Source organism: Campylobacter sp. IFREMER_LSEM_CL2256 (assembly GCF_025771645.1).
Classification (GTDB): Bacteria; Campylobacterota; Campylobacteria; order Campylobacterales; family Campylobacteraceae; genus Campylobacter_D.
On sequence record NZ_JAKMQQ010000008.1, the window covers coordinates 33,474 to 52,896 of the forward strand.

A 19,423-nucleotide genomic window follows, 5' to 3' on the forward strand; every position below is an offset into this window, starting at 1 on the left:
TTGCTAAATTTTGATTTTATTTTGTAAACTAAGGAAAAATAATGGCTTTTGAAATTTGTGAGAGTAAAAAAGAAGATTTGGAAAAAATTTTAGAATTACTCAAAGAACTTGCTATTCATGAAAATATGCTTGAAGATGTAAAATGCACAAGCAAAGAACTTGAAGAATCATTTTTTAAACATGAATACGCTAAGGCTTTAAGCCTAAAGGTTGATGGTGAGATAATAGGCTATGTGATGTATTATTTTACTTTTTCATCTTTTTGGGGTTTGGGTGGATTATACCTAGAAGATATTTACATACAACCAAAGCATAGAAAAAAAGGTTATGCTAGAGCTGTTTTTAAATATTTAGCACAAATTTGTAAAGAAAAAAATCTCAAACGTTTAGAGTGGGTTTGTTTAAATGATAATGATTTGGGGATTGAATTTTATACCAAGTTAAATGCAAGACATATGAGCGAGTGGAGAACTTATCGTTTAGAGGGTGAAAATTTAGAAGCATTGATGTGATGAATAAACGCAGTTTGTATTATCTAAAAGCTTTTGGTTATGAATACTTTGATGAACAAAAGCAAATTAGACATTTTAACTTAAGTTTTAAAGAATTAAACGAAAGAGTAAAAACTTGCAATCTTTGTCATTTTTCTAAATTAAGAAAGTATAGTTTAATAGAAAAAGAAGCCAAAAATGCTAAAATTCTGATTTATCAAGCTTTTATTGATAAAGAAGAAAACGAAAGTGGAAAGTTTTTTGCTTCTAAAAACAAACAAGAGTTTTTAAGATTATGCAAAGAGCTTTTAAATTTAAAAGAAGATGAGATATATTTTTCTTATATGTTTAAATGTTTTAGTAATTTTAAAATAGATGATCAAGCACTAAAATTATGCTTGCCGTATTTTTATAATGAGCTTGATTTTGTAAAAGCAAAGATTATTTTATGTCTTGGTCAAGAAGCTTTTGTAAGTTTGGGTTTTGAGAACTTTCAAAAATACAAAGGGCAATGTATGCGTTTTAATAATGCTTTGCTTTTGCCAAGTTATGATTTGAATTTTTTGAGTAAAAATCCTAGCTTTTATGCTGAATTTATAGAAGATATTAAAAAAATAAAAGGTTATTTATGAGAAAAAGTTTAGTTTGTTTGATGATGATTTTTGTTTTAACTTTAAGTGCTTTTGCAAAAGAGCAAAAACCATCGCCCATAGAACCTAGTGAGTCTTTTTATCCTAATTTAGAATTTCAAAATTGTGATAATGATTGTTTATTTACTTTGTTAGAAACAGGACTTTATTTTAATTTCTTATCAAGATTTAACAATGATAATGCAAATGAACTTTTGGTTAATATTTATACTAAACTTTTAAATTCCATCATAGATTTTGAAAAAAGAATTCAAAAAAATGCTAGCGTAAAATTAGCTATTATTATACCTGAGCAAACGATTAAAAGTTATTCTAATACTATTATAAATTCAAGCATAGCGTATTTATTAAGACAAAGAGCGCAAATAAAAGTAAAGGTGTTTTTAATAGGCACAGAAGATGAGAACAAGATAACTAAAGCTTTTAAGCAAGCTCAAGATGAGAAATTTAATTACATCATCGCAGGTTTTACAGATAAAGGTGTGAAAAATTTATTAAAAGAAAGCCTTGATTCTAATGTAAAAGTTTTTATTCCTACTGCACATAAAAGAAATTTTGATACGCAAAATGAAAATGTGTATTTTGGAAGTATAGACTATCAAAAACAAATTCAAAAACTTTTAGAATATTCAAATGGTAAAAATATTATTTTTTCAGATGGAACACCTTTGGCAAATCGCTTAGATGAGAATGTTTTAAACGCAGGTAATGGTAGTGAGAAAATTTATACTATTAATAGTTCTAAATTTGATTTTAGAAGTATTTTAAATCAAAATAGAAGTTTTCAAGATTCTAGTATTATTTTAAATACTTCTTTGATTAAAACAGCGCTTATAAGCTCACAAATAAGAACTTATGATATAGAGCCTTTTGTGTTATTATCAACTCAGATTAATTATAATCCTATTTTGCTAAGTTTAACGCAAATTAACGATAGAAAAAAACTTTTGCTAGCAAATTCCATTTCTAATGAGGATCAAACTCTAAGCTATCTTAATGAGCTTTTTTCGCAAAATATTAATTACAACTGGATAGCGTATGCAACTAGCGTGGGGCTTGATTATTTTTATACGCAGTTTTTAGATAAAGACTCTCAAAGAATTTTCGATGAGAGTTTAAATGATAATCAATTTGACTATAAGGTTAAAATCATTCGCTCGCAAGGCTTAGGTTTTACTCCTTTGCAAAATCAGTAAAAACCTTAGCTATAGCCTCATCTATAGGGGCTACTTTTTCATTTTTTAAAAAAGCTAGGGTAAAATCAGCCTCAAAAAGCTTGGTGCTATCTTTGTAAATCTCTTGTTTTATACAAACTGAAGCTTTTTTAAGCTTTGCGATAAATGTTTTTACTTCTATAAGATCTCCAAGTTTAGCGGGTTTTAAAAAGTTACAATTTGCTTTAGTAAGTAGGAAATGTCCTGTGTTTTTATCAAAAATTTTTGCGTTTTTTTGAAAAAATATCTCACTTCTTGCTCTTTCGCAAAATTTTAAGTAATTGCTATGATATACCACTCCACCTGCATCGGTATCTTCATAATAAATTCGTATTTGCATTTAAAATCCTTTTTTTGTTTTTTATAATACATTATATTTAAAGTAAATTGAATATCAAATATGAATTTTAATCATTAATATTCTGTCTTAAATACATTAATAATTAGATATTATTCTATAATTTTTATTTTATATTTGGAAATTACATGAAAAAAGTGAAAAATAAAACTTTAGCCGAACAAGTATATGATGAATTAGAAAGAAGAATAGTTTTTTGTGAAATAGAGCCTGGTAGTATTTTGACAGAACAGGGCATAGCAAATATGCTTGATGTTGGACGTACGCCTGTAAGAGAAGCATTATTGTTGCTTTCAAAACGTTATTTGGTGAATATATCAAAAGCAGGAATAATGGTTCCACAAATGAATGCTTCTTTACAAATGCAACTTTTGGAAGTAAGAAGAGTTATTTTGAAGCTTTGTATAGAATGTGCCATAAAAAGACTTACCGAGGATGATAAAAAAGCCATAAATGAACTTTTAAATGAAATTGAAAATTATGATGAAATAAATTTTTTATCATGGCTTGATAAAAGACAAGATGTATTAGCTAAAGCTTCTAAAAATTATTTTATTTACGAAGAATTGAGAAATGTGCAAGGGATTTCAAGGAGATTTTGGTATCGCTATGCTCAAAATAGTCAACATGATATTGTAAAAGAAAAACACAAGAATATATTAAAAGCTGTGTATCAAAAAAACACAGAAAAAGCTTTGGAATATGTTGATGACATTATTGATTATTTTGAGAATTTTGTTAAACAATATTTGATTTGATATAATCATATAATAAGTATATATTCAATTTTACAACTAAAACTACCTTACTAACTTATTTGATGTTTTAATCATAGGGATATCTTTTAAATATATTTACCAATATTCACATATTTACATGTTTTTTCAAGGTAAGAAAATATATAATATATTTATTGTCGGCATTAAGTATTTATTAAGTTTTTTTCCTATAGACTTGAAAATATAACAATACAAAAAGGAGTTGTATGTCAAGTAAAATAGCGGTTAAAACAAAATTATTCCCCTCAAAATCTCCATTAGAATGGGCGGTTGTATCAAATAATATTTTATATACAGCACAAATTCCTATTGATAAAAATGGAGAGGTTGTTACTGGTGGTATAGAAGCGCAAACCAAACAAGTTTTTTCAAATCTTATTCATGCTTTAGAATGTGCTGGTTCTAAATTAGATGATGTGTTACAGATTTTAATTTATGTTACAAAAAGAGAAGATTTAAAATTTGTAAATTCGGTATATTCAACCTATTTCAATACAGTTTATCCAAATAGAGCTGCATTTATTGTTTCTGGTTTGGCTAGAGAAGAAATGCTGGTTGAATTTGTAGTTTATGCGCAAACTCATAATTAAAATTATAAAGGAGATAAAATGTTAGATTGTACTAAGGGTTTATATATTAATGGTCAATGGGCAGAGGGTGTTAATACTATAAAAAATATTAATCCATCTGATATTGATAATGATCTAGGGGATGTAGCACAGGCTGATAAAAAACAAGTAGAGCTAGCTATTGATGCTGCCAAAGAGGCTCAAGTTTCTTGGGAAAAAACTCCTTTAGAGGAAAAGGCAAATTTGCTTTATAAAATCGGTGAATCTTTAATGAATAGAAGCGATGAGATTGGAAAAATCATATCTTTAGAAGAAGGAAAAACAAAAATAGAAGGAAAAGGAGAAGCGTTTAGATCAGGTCAATTTTTTCAATATTATGCAGCTGAAGTATTAAGACAAATTGGGGAAAATGCAGCGTCTGTAAGAAGTGGTGTTGATGTTGAGATTACAAGAGAGGCTGTTGGTGTTGTTGGTATTATTTCTCCTTGGAATTTCCCTATTGCAACAGCTTCTTGGAAAATAGCTCCTGCTCTTTGTTTTGGTAATAGTATAGTATGGAAACCAGCTAATACCACTCCAGCTTCTGCTGTAGCTTTGGCTGAGATTATTCATGAGCATGGATTGCCAAGTGGTGTATTTAATTTAGTTTTAGGTAGTGGTGGAGAAGTTGGTGAGACTATTATTAATTCTAGAAATATCAACGCACTTTCTTTTACTGGATCTGTTGATGTTGGTAGAAAAATAGCACGTGCTACGGCTGCAAATTTTGTTAAATGTCAATTAGAAATGGGTAGTAAAAATGCCTTAGTTATTATGGATGATGCAGATCTTGATCTTGCTGTTGAGTGTGCTATTGCAGGAGCTTTTTCGGGTACTGGACAAAAATGCACAGCAAGTTCTCGTTTGATTGTTATGGAAAGTATTCACGATGCTTTTGTTGAGAAAATGGTTTCTAGAATGAAAACATTAAAGGTTGGCCATTGCTTAGATGATGGAATTTTTATGGGACCAGTAGCCGATAATAAACAATTTGAATCTAATTTCAAATGGGTTCAAAGAGCTAAAGATCTTGGAGCGGAATTGGTATTTGGTGGTGAAAAATTATCACTTGATAAAAATGGTTACTATATGTCTCCTACTTTATTTATTAATACTAAAAATGATTGGGATGTTAATCAGGAAGAAATTTTTGCCCCATTAGCATGTGTGATTAAAGCAAAAGATTTACAAGAAGCTGTTGCGCTTAATAATGGTACTCGTTTTGGATTGACTTCAGGGATTGTAACATCGAGTTTAAAAAATGCAAACATATTTAAAAAAGAAGCAAAAAGTGGTTGTGTTATGATTAATCTTCCTACAGCTGGAACAGATTATCATGTGCCTTTTGGAGGCAGAAAAGAATCTAGCTTTGGTCCAAGAGAGCAAGGTTCTTATGCGAAGGAATTTTACACAGTTGTAAAAACAACTTATGTAAAAGCTTATTAAATATTGTTTACAAAAAGGAGGTGGTTATGTTTGGGAAAGATATCATTATAGATGGTTTGCAATATTGCAAATGGGATAAAGAATATTTTAAATTTTTAAAATCAAGTGGTGTTAGTGCTGTGCATGTTACTTTAGTATATCATGAAAATGCTAGAGAAACACTCACTAGATTTGCCCAGTGGCATAGATTTTTTGAAGAATTTAATGAATATATATTGCCTGTTTTTTCAAGCGAAGATATTTTAAAAGCAAAAGCTCAAAATAAGGTAGGGATTTTTTTTGGAGCGCAAAATTGCTCTTTGATTGATGATGAAATAGGGTTAATATCTGTTATGAGACAGCTTGGTTTGTTGATTATGCAGCTAACTTATAATAATCAAAGCTTATTGGCTACTGGTTGTTATGAAAAAAACGACAGTGGTATTACTCGCTTTGGCAAACAAGCGATTGAAGAAATGAATAGGGTTGGTATGATTGTTGATATGTCTCATAGTAGTGATAAATCAACATTGGAAGCTATTGACATATCGTCTCGCCCTATATGTATATCTCATGCTAATCCTAAATTTGCGCACAATGGATTGCGAAATAAAAGCGATGAGGTGATAAAAGCTTTAGCTAAGAGAAAAGGTTTGATAGGTTTGTCTTTATATCCTTTTCATTTGCCAAATGGAAGCGATTGTACATTGGATGATTTTTGTAAAATGAGTGCTGATTTGGCAGATATGATAGGGGTTGATCATATAGGTATAGGAAGTGATTTATGTTTAAATCAACCATTAGATGTATTAGAATGGATGCGCAATGGTAGATGGTCTAAGATAAAAGATTATGGCGAAGGTAGTGCTACTAATTCCACATGGCCTAAAAATGTGTCTTGGTTTAATGATTCTAGTGGCTTATATAATATCTATAAAGGATTGATTAATTATGGGTTTTCTGAGAATGATGTAAAAAAAATCATGGGTCTTAATTGGCTTTATTTTTTACAAGATGGCTTAAAAGCTCAAACTTGCTAAGGAGTTAAAATGTTAAACAGTGCTCCTAAAAACAATACTCGTATTGATAAGTTGACTTTAATTTGTAGTAGTGGATTTTTGATGATATTTGTTGTAATAGCTTTAATTGATTCAAAGTTACTTAGTGCGATCGTTGAGTTTGGTTTTAATGTCTCAGCAAAATACTTTGGTGCTTATTGGCAAATTTTACTACTTTTGACTTTTATTATTGGGATCGGGCTTAGTTGGGGAAGAACAGGCGGCGTAGTTTTGGGTAATATTAAAAATCCTGAAATGAGTACATTTCAATGGATATCTATTATTATGTGTACTTTACTTGCAGGCGGAGGTGTTTTTTGGGCTGCTGGAGAGCCTATAGCTCATTTTGTTTCTCCATCTCCTGTATTTGGAAATACTAGTAATATTTTTCAAAAAATCACAGAAGCTCTAGCGCAATCTTACATGCATTGGAGTTTTTTATCTTGGGCTGTTTCTGGAACTATTACCACAATAGTGCTAATGTATTTACACTATGAAAAAGGCCTTCCTTTAAGACCTAGAACTATTCTTTATCCTATTTTTGGTGATAAAGTTATACACGGATGGATTGGTTCTTTAATAGATGCTTTTTGTATTGTGGCTGTTGCTGCTGGTACTATAGGACCTATAGGATTTTTAGGTTTACAAATTTCTTATGCACTAAATATGATTTTTCAAATACCAGATAATATAATCACTCAAATGAGTATTATTATTTTGGCTATTTTAGTTTATACTATATCTTCGCTTAGGGGTTTAGCAAAAGGCATTCAAATTCTTAGTAAATGGAATGTTATTTTAGCTGTAGGTTTGATGTTTTTTATTTTTATTTTTGGTCCTACAAAATTTATTTTGGATGTTTATGTTCAAGGTGTTGGAACTTTGATACAAAATTTTATACCTATGGCTACTTATAGAGAAGATACTGTTTGGCTTGCATCTTGGACTTTGTTTTTTTGGGGGTGGTTTTTAGGATATGGTCCAGTATTGGCTATCTTTATTGCTAGAATTTCAAGAGGTAGGACTTTAAGAGAGCTTATTATAGCTGTAAGTATTTGCGCACCAATTATTACAATGTTTTGGTTTACTATTGTTGGTGGAACAGGATTATATTTTGAGATTGAAAATCCAGGCAGCATAAGCTCTGCTTTTAAAGGTTTTAATATACCTGCTGCGTTAATAGCAATAACACAGTCATTGCCATTGTCAACATTTATTTCAGCATTATTTTTGATATTGGCAGCTATTTTTATTATTACAACTGGTGATTCTATGACTTATACTATGAGTGTTATTGTTAGTGGGAACACTGAACCTAGTAAACTTCTTAGAGCTTTTTGGGGAATTTTAATGGGGGTATTGGCAATTATTTTAATATCTATCGGACAGGGAGGAATTTCGGCTTTACAATCATTTATAGTAATTACTGCTGTGCCTGTTTCATTTATATTATTACCAACCTTATGGAACTCTATACAGATTGCAATTAAAATGGCAGATGAGCAAAATTTACGTTAATACAAAAAAGGAGACAAAATGAAAAATGATATGAAATTAAGAAGTCCACAAGAAGTCATGTCTTTAGAAAGACTAGGCTCTATGCACTCATCTAGACTTAGTTTTACTAGAACTTTGATGAGGAAAATTGCTCAAGAAAAATGGGTATTAAAAAATATTTTATGGGATTTAGATGATAAAGGATTTGGTGATGTAATATATCAAGTTAGAACACCTCATGGAATATATCATCTTGTTATATTTGCTAATTATATAAAAGATGAAGAAAGAAATGATAGGGTTATAGCAAATAAGTGGGATGTTACTTTTACTTTTGTAAATGGAGAGATTGATAGTGGGTTATTGACTGTTTTAAAAGAAAATGTTCCACTGCAAGAAGCTGGTAGAAATTTTAACAATGCTTTTGTTTTAGCAAGGGCTAATAAAAGTGTAAGAATTTTTGAATATATTGTTAATTCTTTAGCTAATGGAAAACAACCTGATTTAGATGAACTAGCTAAAGTTGGTTATATATTAAGAACCACAGCTGTATATGGAAGTGGAAAATTTGGAATTTCTGATTTTGATAATCTGCAAAAAAATGGAGATTTTTCTCAGTCATTTTCTGCTGAAATGTGCGCTGTTTATATTGTAAGGCAATTTAGTTTAGATTGGGTAAATTATATAGCCAAACAGCGTGGTGGAGATAAAGCTGTAGAACTTGATAGAGATATTCAAAGATATTTAGGTGTGGGAAATGCTACTGGACTTGGTATGGCTTCTTATTTGATTAAACACCCAAAAGTTGTTGATAATTGGCTTTATCAAAGAGAATTAGCTTTGTCAAAAGTTATGCAACAAAAGCTTGATATGAGTAAGGCTAAAGAATTGATTGGTTATTTAAAAAGAGCAAGTTTACATCTTAAAGAAATAACAACAATAGATTCAAGGCAAGATAATTTAAACAAAATAGCTTCAAGTGAGCTTTCTTATATAGTAAAAGAAATAAAAACAAAAATAAATGCTTCTATGGTTATTGAGGAATTTGTAGAATATACAAAAAAATATTCTTTGGAAGCACAAGAAATCGTACTTTCGTGTTTATTAGAACTGTATCCTGAATTAGTTGATATACACGATAAAATGATGACAATCGATGAAACTCCATTAGAACTTACTGGTGTTAAAATTTCTGAAATTAAAAATGTAATAGAGAAAAAATATGATTGGGCTTTAGGTATTAATTTTGAAAATCCTGAAAATAATTATTGGTTTTGGTATATATCTGAAGAAAAAGAAGAGCCTAGGCTTGGAGTAAGAGGTATTGATAATGGAGATGAACTAGAACAACCTTTAGATATTGCTAGGCAAGTGGTTAAATTTTACAATGCTTTAAAAAATCAGGATGATTATTTACATATAAGTAAATTTTTATTAGAAAACCCTTGTTTTACATCTATAGCTAGAAGAGTTTGGACTATGGGAAATTGTGTAATGGGTGATATAAGGGCTAATGTTTTAGCAAAAGACTTTTTGCCTATGCATCTTTTAAGAGCTAAATTGTCTATGTTTGGTGCAACAAAGTATGATCCAAGATCAGATAGATGGGTTCAAGTGACATTGTTTCAGAATGCACCTTTAATGGATGAAATTCATGCTAATGAGTGGATGTTTCCATTATTGCCAAAAAATAAGCATAGTGTTTGTGATTTATCTAATAATAATGTTTATGTTTCCAAAAACGAACTTAAAGCTGCTTGTATTAAAGCTTATAATGGATTAAAATTAAATCTTGGAGAAGCTGATTTAATTGCATCTATGGTTATTGACATGCAAATGGCTGGATTAAATGGATTGTCAAATTTTCTTAAAGCTGCGCCTTATTTGAAAAGCGACAATTTAGATATAACATTAAACATTACAAATGAGTATTTAAGTGTTGATCTTAATCATCATAGCATATTATGTCATATTCAAATTATTATTGCGTATGCGCTTGATTTTTTAAATCAATATAATTCTTTAAATATAAAAATTTCAAAATGTTATAATAGGTGTTTTGTGTATTCTCAGTTAAAAAGATTATCAAATAAAAATTTATATGTTAAAGCTTATTGGTATGACATAAAGCAATCTCAGTATGTGGAATACTTTATAAAAAATAATGAAGATTTTCCAGATATTTTAATGAAAAATATACCTTGTGATTTAGATGAAAGAGCGATTTATATTGAAATTTCTAAAAATCCTTTAATCAGAAATGATGAGAATATAAGTATTTCTCATGATATTATTGAAAAAAATTACGAAGAGAGTGTTCAAAAAGGCATCTTGCTACAAAAGAAAGAATGGGAGGAACTGTTGAAATATACAAAAGGAATTATGGTTCAATCTAGTGAGCAATCAAGAAAAGATGCTGGAGGTGTGGTTGAATCCTGATGTTTATGATATTGCAATATAATTATATTGCAATATCATGATATAGGAGTTAAAATTGAATTTAAAAAATATTTTTTTGATTGTTTGTTGTACGCTCAGTTTTGCTATAAATGCAAATGCGTTAAGTGAGGGTAAAGAGTATATTACTTTAAAAACACCTATACCAAATGCACAAAATTCTCTAATAGAAGTATTTTCTTATCGTTGTATTCATTGTTACACTCATCATCAATTTCACACTTTGGCAAAGGTTAAAGAGGTTTTGCCAAATTTAAAATATGATCTTTTTTCGGTAAGTTCTATGAGTGAGTATGGTGGGGCTTTAAATGAGATGTTTGCTTTAGCTTCTTTTAAAGAAAAAGCTTTAGGTTTAGATGTTACTAGTGAAAAAAGTCTTACCTATAAGCTTGCTGATGTGTATTTTATAAGTCATTTTGAGCAAAAGTTAAATTTAAATAATCTTGATTTGTTTTATAAAATAGGTTTAAATGCTATCGGTGCTAGCAAAGAAGAATTGCAAAAATTTTTACAAACCAAAGAAGCCAAAGAGCTTTTAGCTGCTTATGATGTGGCTAATGAAATTTCAAGAAATTACGGCACACCTGCTTTTGTAGTAAATGGTAAATATCAAATCAATCCTGAATACATTACTTCTTTAGAAGAACTAATCCGTATAGTTAAAGAACTTTCAGTTAAATAATGCCTTTATTTTAAAGGTGTTATTGATCTTATAAAGGATAAGCATGAAAATTAAAAAAATCATCAGCTTAAGTTTGCTAGCTAGCGTGGTTTTAGCGCCAAATTTAGCTTTAGCTGTAGGCGGAGCAAGTGGGGCTAAGATAGACTATCAAGTGCAAGGAAAAATTGGAGCTATAAAGCTTAATCCTTATGGTTTATCCCCGCTTAGTGCTGTGATTGTAGGTGGAGGATATGAGTTAAGTGATGTGAGTGTGACTATAGTTCCAAAGCCAAATGGACAAACCATATCTTATAAGGTAAGTTCTAATAAAATTAAAACTTATGGAGGAATTCCTATTTTTGGACTTTATCCATCGTATTTAAACACAGTAAAAGTAAGCTATACTAAAAGTGCTTTTGGAAAAAGTGAAAAAGTAATAGATGAGGTATATAAAATAGCAACAGGTGGGGTAAATATAGAGCCAAGTGGAAGTCTTATGCAAAGAGGTGTGCCTTTTGAAAAAGTGGAAGTACTTAAAGTAGATAAAGAATTTGAAGATAGATTGTATCTAGTAAATAATACTCCAGGAAAATACAGCGCAAAAAGCTCTCAAGCTATATGGAATAACCCAAGTGGTGGTGCTTTAGAATGGGATGAGGCTTCTAATGCCTTCATTGTCGATACAAAGGGTGAAATTCGTTGGTATTTAGATAATGATAAGCTAATGGATAAAAACAATATTTATAATCGTGGTATTATGATGGGCTTTAGACAAAACTCAGATGGGGCATTAAGCTTTGGGTTTGGTCAAAGATATGTAAAATATGATTTAATGGGTAGAGAAATTTTTAACCGCCTTTTACCTTCTTCTTATATAGATTTTTCTCATTCTATGAGTCAAATGCCAAATGGAAATTATCTTTTAAGAGTAGCCTTGGCTAATGTTAAGCGTCCTGATGGTAAAAATGTGCGCTCGGTGCGTGATGTGATAGTAGAAGTTGATAAAAATGGCAATGTGGTAGATGAGTGGAGGCTTTTTGAAATTTTAGATCCATATAGAGCTAATATTATCAAAGTTTTAGATCAAGGTGCGGTTTGTTTAAATGTAGATGTTTCAAAAGCGGGTAAAACTTTAAGCAATGAAGAATTAGCTAAAATGGATACAAGTGAAATTTTTGGGGATATAGCAGGCACTGGAGTAGGGCGTAACTGGGCTCATGTAAATAGCATAGATTATGATCCAAGTGATGATAGCATTATCATTTCAAGTCGTCATCAAAGCGCTATTATAAAAATCGGCCGTGATAAAAAAGTAAAATGGATATTAGGAGCACATAAGGGCTGGGGAGAAAAGTATAAAAAAGCACTTTTGCAACCCATTGATAAAAATGGCAAAAATATAATTTGTGAAGATGATTATAGCAAATGTCCTGGTTATAAAAATAAGGAAGGTGGCTTTGATTTTACATGGACACAACATACTGCTTTTAGAATAGATGAAAAATCTAATAAAAGATATATTTACATTACAGCTTTTGATAATGGCGATGCAAGAGCTATAACACAACCTGCTTTTGCTTTGATGAAATATTCAAGAGCGGTTGTATATAAAATAGATCAAAAAAATAAAACCGTAGAGCAAATTTGGGAATATGGCAAACAAAGAGGCAATAAATGGTTTTCGCCTATTACTTCTTTAGCTGAGTATTATAAAGATAAAAATTCAATTATGGTTTATAGTGCTAGTGCTGGTATGGCTTTTGATTTAAGCAAAGGTGTTGCTATAGGAGAACCAAAACCTGAAATAGATGAGTTTAAATGGGGAGCTAAAGAACCTTCAGTACAAATTCGCTTTAGTGGAGCAGGTACTGGTTATCAGGCTATGCCTATTGATTTAGAAAAAGCATTTAAATAAAAAAGGGCTTTAAACAAGCCCTTTGATTTTATAAATATCCTGCACCTAAAGCTAAGAAATAACCCACTATACAAGAAACAATTACACCAATTAAACCTGGTAAGATAAAGCTGTGATTGATGACGAATTTACCTATTTTTGTAGTACCTGATCTATCAAATTGTATAGTTGCAAGATCGCTTGGATAGGTTGGTAAAATATAATATCCATAGCAAGCTGCTGCAAAAGCAATGATAATACCTGGTTCAACACCAATTCCTAATGCAAGTGGCACAAAAGCTGCAATTGCTGCTGCTTGAGAATTAACAAATTTAGAAATTAATAAAAGCATAACTGCATAAGTCCAAGGGTGTTCTATAACAATATTTCCTAAAGATTCTTTCATCATAGGAGTGTGTACTGCAAACATAGTATCTGCCATCCAAGAAATTCCAAAAACAGCTACTAAAGCTATCATACCTGATTTAAAAATTTCATTTTTTGCAATTTTGCTTGCATCAAGCTTAGTAAAGATGATAAGTGCTGCACCTGCTAAAAGCATAAACATTTGAATTACTGCAACCATATTCATAGGTTTAGTAACGCCTTTTGAGGTAAATTGTGGTCTAAGTTCTGGGAAGGCTCCAAGTATAGCCACTATTGCAATAGCACCTAAGAAAATCCACATAGCTACCCATTGAATAGTTGGAAGTTTTTGTCCAAGAAGAGTTTTGCTATCACCATAGATGTATTCTCTTTGTTCTGGATCTTTGATTCTAGCTTGAAATTCTTCATCTTTATCAAGATCTTTTCCTCTAAACCAAGAAAAAATTCCTATAGCTAAAACGCCCACTAAAGTAGAAGGTATAGTAATAGCAAGTAAATCTACATAGCCATCAAATCCTGCTAAAGGATGTTTATTAATTTCTGGATTTAAAAGTAATGCAGTTAAACTTACAACAGCAACTGAAACAGGACTTGCTATAACTCCAAGTTGAGAAGAAATGCTAGAAGCAGCCATTGGTCTTTCTGGACGAATGCCATTTTTAATAGCAATGTCATAAATAATAGGCATCATAGTATAAACAACATGTCCGGTTCCACAAAGCATGGTCAGAAAGCAAGTTACAAAAGGAGCTAAGATGGTTAAAAATTTAGGATTTTTTCTTAAAACTCTTTCTGCAATTTGCAACATTACATCTAAACCACCACTAGCTTGTAAAGTTGCACTAGCAACAACAACAGCTAAGATAGTAAGCATAACATCAATAGAAGGTTTTCCAGGTGCTACAGCAAAACCAAAACTTAAAACTAATAAACCTATACCGCCTAACAAACCTAGAGCGATACCACCTTTTTTTGCCCCATAAAAAAGACAAATGAGAACTACGGCTAGTTGGATACTAAATTGAGTGCCTTCGCTAAGGCTAGTTAGCATTTCCATACTCTCTCCTTGTTTTTAAAATATGCGAGAGTATAGTGTAATTTTTATTAATAGTAAATAAAATTTTTTCTTATTTAAATAAATATTTACCAATATTTTGAATTTGTTTGTCAAAATATTGGTTTTTTTGCTTATTGGTAATTTTTTAAGATAGCAAAAAGAATTTTGCTGATTTTTTCAATAGAAGCTATTTCACATTTTTCATCTGTTGAGTGAGGGCTATGGATATTTGGGCCTATGGAGCAACATTCTAGCGGTTGTTTTTCACTTATAATACCACATTCTAAACCAGCATGTATAGTATAAAGCTTGGCGTTTGGATTTTCTTTTTTGAAATAACTTAGAATTTCTTCTCCAAAATTAGTATCTTTGTTGGCCCAAGGCGGATAAAAATTTGCACTTGCAACTTCACAATTTTGCATTTTAAAATAAGTTAAGGTTTCAAATTCTATATTTTTAAGCTCTTGTAAATCATTCGACCTTGCAAAAAGTTCAAAATGAAATTTACCTTCTTTTTCATAAGCTAACGAAAGGTTGATACTCGTTTGGACTAAATTTAATTGATGATTAAAAGTTCTAACACCTTGTGCAAAAGCATTGATAAGATTTAAAACGATTTGAGAATTTTTATAATATGTCCTTTTGATTTTACCTATATAATTTACTTTAAAATGATTATTTTCTTTTGGGGGATTTTTAAAAAATGCTATGATTTTAGCATGTTTTGGTATAGAGTTGATTCTCTCACCTGCGTTAAACTCACAAAGCTCACCTTGGTTTTGAGTGATAAAATAACTTGCTTCTTTAATAGAAGATTTAATATTTTTAACAATATCAATCCCTGAATGCCCACCTTTAAAATCAATTGCTTCTATTTCATAGCATTCACCTTCTTTTTCGCCTATTTCTAAGTTTAAACTAGCAAAAATATCCACACCACCAGCGCAACCTATAACAACTTCATCATCACTCTCATGATCTAAATTTAATAGTTTGTTTGAAATCAAAGCATGTGTAAGATTATTTGCTCCACAAAGGCCAACTTCCTCATCATTAGTAAAAAGACATTCGATATTTTCAAAGTCTTTTAAAGCTTGCATCATTAATGATACTCCTATGCCATTATCTGCACCCAAGCTCGAGTTTTTGGCCTTTAAATATCCATTTTCTTCATACATTTGTATATTAGGAGCCTCTCCCATGCAAACCATATCATAATGACTTTGTAAACAAATTTTAGGTTTTCCTTTATATGTATGGATATTACCTGCTTTATCAACGTTTACTCGGCAGTTTTGACTTTTGGCAAAATCAATAAGAAAAATTTTTAATTCTTCGGTATGGAAACTACAATGAGGTATTTGAGTAATTTGTTTAAAATTTTGTATAATTTCTTGCATAAAATCTCCTTTTTATTGTAATTATGGCATATTTTTATATAGATGAGGTTTAAATGAAAATTTCTAAAAAGCAAATTAAATTACTAATAACTTTACTAAAAGATCCAAAGAAATTTTTAATTGCACTTTTTTTATTTGCTTTTGCTTATATTTTAAATTATGATAGTGGCTCATATATTAATGCTAAAGTAAGTCGTGTAGTAGATGGGGATACTATTGAGGCTAAATTTGAAGATGAAAAACTTAAAATTAGACTTTTTGGTATAGATGCACCTGAAAGTGATCAAGCTTATGGAAAGATGGCTGCGCAATTTTTAAATGCAATTGTGTTGAATAAAGAAGTGGTTTTGAATGTAAAAGATGAGGATAAATATGGTAGAATTTTAGCCATTGTGTATTTAAATGATAAAGATATCAATCAAGTTATGGTTAAAAATGGTTTCGCTTGGGCTTATGAACATTATAGTGATTTATATGTAAATGAGCAAAATTATGCCAAAGAAAATAAAAAAGGCTTATGGGTAGATGAAAATCCTATAGAGCCTTACAAATGGCGTAAACAAATAAGATTAAAATAGGAAAAGAGATGTTTAAAAAAATATTTTTCATTGGATTTTTAGCATTATTTTTTGGCGGTTGTTTTGTAAATGAAAGAGGAATTTCAAACCGCTTTTATGATGATTGTAAAGAATATTATGATGCAAGCGGGACTTACCATAAAGAATGCCCAAAGAATTGGGTGGATTTACCTTTAACCCCCGATTCCTTTTAAAACAGCATTTAATTCCTCTGGAGTAGCATCTTGCTTGGAGGTTTCTTGTTGGTTTTGACTGCTAGAGCTTGTGCTTTGACTTTGTTTTAATTTAAATATATGATCATCTGTGGTGATTACTTGAAAAGATGCATCGAAAATTTTAATATCATTTACAAAGCCAACTACTTTAACCTCTCTTTTTCTTGAATCATCGCTAAATAGAGCGCTTGCTTCAAGATTTAAAACATCTCCAACTTTTAAAGGCGCATAAAAAAAGCTTCTTGAGCCTATTAAGACGCTAAATTCTTTATTGATTGCAGCTTGAGCTATATAATTTGCCGCATTAAATACAAAACCACTATGCACTAATCCTAGCTCATCTACTGCCATATCATGGGTTGTGATTAAGATACCTTTAGCAAAGTTTTTTTCTATATGAGAAATACTTCCTGCTAAAGCATTATTTATCCCTGGACAAGTGATAAGTTCTGATTTAATGCGATTTAATTCTTCAGGGTCTATTAGCTCTTCTATAGTAACAGCACTTACTGTTCTTGCCATTTTTACACCTTTAATTTAACATAAACTCTTTTTGGTGCTTCATAGCCTTCACAAGTTAAATTTGAGTTATTTTCATCTAAAAATTGATCTAAAGAATAAGAATCAATCCATTGTGTTTTTCTTTGTTCTTCAAAATCAGTTTGTTTGGTTGCTATAACTTCAAATTCACTAAATCCAGCTCTATAACACCAATTTCTTAAACCCAATATCGACGGAATGAAAAAAATATTTGGTATTTTTGAATAAGTTTTTTGAGGGATAAGTGCAATTTCTCTTTCATCTTCTATATACATAGTATCTAAAAAGACTACGCCATCTTTATTTAAAGATTGCTTGAGTTGTTTTAGCATGGCTATAGGATCACTGCGATGATAAATTACACCAAGACAAAAAATCACATCAAATTTTATGCCATAATTTGGTACATCAGCCACGCCTAAAAGCTCATATTGTATAGGAGTTTTTGCAATAGAGTTTAAAAGTAAAAATTGCAAATAATACTTAATAGAAGGATCAAAACCTATGAGTTTTGAAGGATTAAATTCAAGCATTTTAAACATATAATAACCATTATTACAACCAATATCCGCAACCACTTTGCCTTTGATTTCTTGCATATAAGGCTTTAATATGTTAAATTTAATAAAACTTTGCCACTCTGTATCTATGAACAAATCATTGATTTTAAAAGGTCCTTTGCGCCAAGGTTTTAATTCTAAGGCAATGTCCTTAATCTCATTATCTAAGCGTTTATCACAAAAAATATCAAAACTTTCGTTTATAAGATAATTTGAGTTTTTAACTTTTGTACTAAGTTTTTGAATTTTTTCATATAAAGGATGTTTTAAAACTTGCTTTAATAAAGCATTATCTTGCATATTTTTCCTTAAAAAACTCCCTTATTTGGGAGTTTTTATTATTGAAGTAGGCTTGCTAATTTAGTTTGTAGCATTGCATTTGAGTGAGCATTTGCAAACAAAAACGCATTTTCTTTTAGGTAATTTGCATTAAAATCATTAATATTTTGCGCTAAGTCATTATTTTGCAATTTGCTTTCAGCTTCTTTAGTGTTAATGCTAGTTTGCAAAGATGAGTTGATATTAGAATGGATAGCATTAATCCCAGCACCAATATCTGCGCGTAAAGAACCTACTTGATCTTGAAAATCGCGAATTCCATCTTGGTTTTCAAGGCTTAAGTTTGCCGTGCTTGGTTGATTTAAATTGATACTTTCAACCCCAGATCCAACAACAAAATCCATACTTTGGAAAACATTTTTTCCATTAAAAGTCGCGTTTGAAAATGCATCATTGATCGAGCTGATGAGCTTATTTGCTTCAGCATTTAGCATGCTTTTTTGTCTATCATTTAATGCCGCACTATTTGAGCGTACTGAAAGTTCGTTAAGTCTATCTGCAGTAGCTGAGATATTATTTAATGTCGAATCAGCAATTTGTAAAACACCTACTGAATCATAAGCATTTAAAATACCTTGATCTATGGTACTATACTGACTTCTTAAAGAATCAGCTATGGCTAAATTTGCCCCATCGCTTCCATCTATAGCACGCATTGCGGCTATATTTTCTAAAGCTTTTTCTTGGTTTTTTTGTGCTTGATTTAAGTAATGGTTTTGTTGAGTTGTCCCTATATCGCCTATTTTCATCTTTGACTCCTTTTAAAGACTTATTTTATTATATCATTTTTTTTGTTTTAAAATTTAAAAAAAATAAAATTACTTGTGATAACATGATAATTTTCATCACAACTTCACTTGCACCATGAATTTTTATAAATTCTTGAGTCTTAGTTGCTTCTTCTCCTAAGTTTTGTGCTTCTAAAACATAAGCAGTGAAGTAAAATACAAAAAGCAAACTTAGTGCCAAAATGATTAAAGAAAGCATGAATTTTGAAAAATTTATTTTAAAAGTTAAATTTTTATCCTTAAATGAGAAAATTTCCATTAAAACAGATAAAACACTCACACCTAGTAAAACATAACCAAATTGTACAAAAATGTGTGTCATTAAAAGTCCACTTTGAAAATGAGTTAAAACTCCTTCGCCTATGAATTTAGCAGGATAAAATATAGTCGGAGCTAAAAGTACGCCTATGCTAATTTCAATCCCAATTAAACTTGCTAGTAAAAATAAATATATTGATTTCATTATT

20 protein-coding genes are annotated in these 19,423 nt (G+C 30.4%); 13 read left to right on the forward strand and 7 right to left on the reverse strand.

What is annotated here, in order from left to right; genetic code table 11:
* Positions 1–38: 38 nt before the first annotated feature.
* Genes L8U00_RS05260 through L8U00_RS05270 form a run of 3 tightly spaced genes read left to right on the forward strand, consistent with a single transcriptional unit; the run spans position 39 to position 2,337 of the window.
* Positions 39–512 (forward strand): GNAT family N-acetyltransferase, encoded by a 474-nt coding sequence (locus tag L8U00_RS05260; RefSeq protein WP_153801293.1) that lies wholly within the window; start codon positions 39–41, stop codon positions 510–512.
* Positions 512–1,123: a uracil-DNA glycosylase family protein gene (locus L8U00_RS05265; RefSeq protein WP_263663998.1), complete on the forward strand. Its 612-nt coding sequence runs from the start codon at positions 512–514 to the stop codon at positions 1,121–1,123. Before L8U00_RS05260 ends, L8U00_RS05265 begins: the two co-directional genes overlap by 1 nt.
* Positions 1,120–2,337 (forward strand): hypothetical protein, encoded by a 1,218-nt coding sequence (locus tag L8U00_RS05270; RefSeq protein WP_263708777.1) that lies wholly within the window; start codon positions 1,120–1,122, stop codon positions 2,335–2,337. The genes L8U00_RS05265 and L8U00_RS05270 overlap by 4 nt, the downstream gene beginning before the upstream one ends.
* Here the strand turns inward: L8U00_RS05270 and L8U00_RS05275 are convergent.
* A complete protein-coding gene (locus tag L8U00_RS05275; RefSeq protein WP_263663996.1) occupies positions 2,315–2,695 on the reverse strand; it encodes a YbgC/FadM family acyl-CoA thioesterase in 381 nt (126 codons plus the stop codon). The genes L8U00_RS05270 and L8U00_RS05275 overlap by 23 nt on opposite strands.
* 146 nt (positions 2,696–2,841) lie before the next feature.
* Here L8U00_RS05275 and L8U00_RS05280 point away from each other — a divergent pair, with 146 nt between their 5' ends.
* The 8 genes from L8U00_RS05280 (at position 2,842) to L8U00_RS05315 (ending at position 13,113) form a co-directional block, all read left to right on the forward strand.
* Entirely contained in the window at positions 2,842–3,471 is a 630-nt protein-coding gene (locus tag L8U00_RS05280) for a GntR family transcriptional regulator (RefSeq protein ID WP_263663994.1), read from the forward strand.
* Positions 3,472–3,698: 227 nt separating this feature from the next.
* Positions 3,699–4,082, forward strand: a complete 384-nt coding sequence (locus tag L8U00_RS05285) for a RidA family protein (protein ID WP_263708778.1) — start codon at positions 3,699–3,701, stop codon at positions 4,080–4,082.
* 18 nt (positions 4,083–4,100) lie between these two features.
* Positions 4,101–5,546: an aldehyde dehydrogenase family protein gene (locus L8U00_RS05290; protein ID WP_263708779.1), complete on the forward strand. Its 1,446-nt coding sequence runs from the start codon at positions 4,101–4,103 to the stop codon at positions 5,544–5,546.
* 26 nt (positions 5,547–5,572) lie between these two features.
* Positions 5,573–6,565 (forward strand): dipeptidase, encoded by a 993-nt coding sequence (locus L8U00_RS05295; protein WP_263708781.1) that lies wholly within the window; start codon positions 5,573–5,575, stop codon positions 6,563–6,565.
* A gap of 9 nt (positions 6,566–6,574) precedes the next feature.
* Positions 6,575–8,101, forward strand: coding sequence for a BCCT family transporter (locus L8U00_RS05300; RefSeq protein WP_214126123.1), 1,527 nt, complete (start codon positions 6,575–6,577; stop codon positions 8,099–8,101).
* Between the two features lie 18 nt (positions 8,102–8,119).
* Entirely contained in the window at positions 8,120–10,519 is a 2,400-nt protein-coding gene (locus tag L8U00_RS05305) for a DUF3726 domain-containing protein (protein WP_263708782.1), read from the forward strand.
* A 55-nt stretch (positions 10,520–10,574) separates the two neighbouring features.
* Positions 10,575–11,219 (forward strand): thiol:disulfide interchange protein DsbA/DsbL, encoded by a 645-nt coding sequence (locus L8U00_RS05310; protein WP_263708783.1) that lies wholly within the window; start codon positions 10,575–10,577, stop codon positions 11,217–11,219.
* A 43-nt stretch (positions 11,220–11,262) separates the two neighbouring features.
* Positions 11,263–13,113 (forward strand): aryl-sulfate sulfotransferase, encoded by a 1,851-nt coding sequence (locus tag L8U00_RS05315; protein ID WP_263708785.1) that lies wholly within the window; start codon positions 11,263–11,265, stop codon positions 13,111–13,113.
* A gap of 28 nt (positions 13,114–13,141) precedes the next feature.
* Here the strand turns inward: L8U00_RS05315 and L8U00_RS05320 are convergent, their stop codons facing one another.
* Positions 13,142–14,536, reverse strand: coding sequence for an anaerobic C4-dicarboxylate transporter (locus L8U00_RS05320; protein ID WP_263663985.1), 1,395 nt, complete (start codon positions 14,534–14,536; stop codon positions 13,142–13,144).
* A 131-nt stretch (positions 14,537–14,667) separates the two neighbouring features.
* Positions 14,668–15,936 (reverse strand): M20/M25/M40 family metallo-hydrolase, encoded by a 1,269-nt coding sequence (locus L8U00_RS05325; protein WP_263708786.1) that lies wholly within the window; start codon positions 15,934–15,936, stop codon positions 14,668–14,670.
* Between the two features lie 53 nt (positions 15,937–15,989).
* Between L8U00_RS05325 and L8U00_RS05330 the strand changes: the two genes are divergently transcribed.
* A complete protein-coding gene (locus L8U00_RS05330; RefSeq protein ID WP_263702790.1) occupies positions 15,990–16,514 on the forward strand; it encodes a thermonuclease family protein in 525 nt (174 codons plus the stop codon).
* An 8-nt stretch (positions 16,515–16,522) separates the two neighbouring features.
* Positions 16,523–16,708: a hypothetical protein gene (locus tag L8U00_RS05335; RefSeq protein WP_039668212.1), complete on the forward strand. Its 186-nt coding sequence runs from the start codon at positions 16,523–16,525 to the stop codon at positions 16,706–16,708.
* Here the strand turns inward: L8U00_RS05335 and L8U00_RS05340 are convergent.
* Genes L8U00_RS05340 through L8U00_RS05355 form a run of 4 tightly spaced genes read right to left on the reverse strand, consistent with a single transcriptional unit; the run spans position 16,688 to position 19,419 of the window.
* Positions 16,688–17,251 (reverse strand): hypothetical protein, encoded by a 564-nt coding sequence (locus L8U00_RS05340; protein WP_263663982.1) that lies wholly within the window; start codon positions 17,249–17,251, stop codon positions 16,688–16,690. The genes L8U00_RS05335 and L8U00_RS05340 overlap by 21 nt on opposite strands.
* Positions 17,252–17,253: 2 nt before the next feature.
* The gene (cmoB, locus tag L8U00_RS05345; protein ID WP_263708787.1) at positions 17,254–18,129 is read right to left on the reverse strand and encodes a tRNA 5-methoxyuridine(34)/uridine 5-oxyacetic acid(34) synthase CmoB; all 876 of its coding nucleotides are present in this window, start codon (positions 18,127–18,129) and stop codon (positions 17,254–17,256) included.
* A gap of 38 nt (positions 18,130–18,167) precedes the next feature.
* Positions 18,168–18,917, reverse strand: coding sequence for a flagellin (locus L8U00_RS05350; RefSeq protein WP_263708788.1), 750 nt, complete (start codon positions 18,915–18,917; stop codon positions 18,168–18,170).
* 28 nt (positions 18,918–18,945) lie between these two features.
* Entirely contained in the window at positions 18,946–19,419 is a 474-nt protein-coding gene (locus L8U00_RS05355; protein ID WP_263708789.1) for a DUF4149 domain-containing protein, read from the reverse strand.
* Positions 19,420–19,423 lie beyond the last annotated feature (4 nt).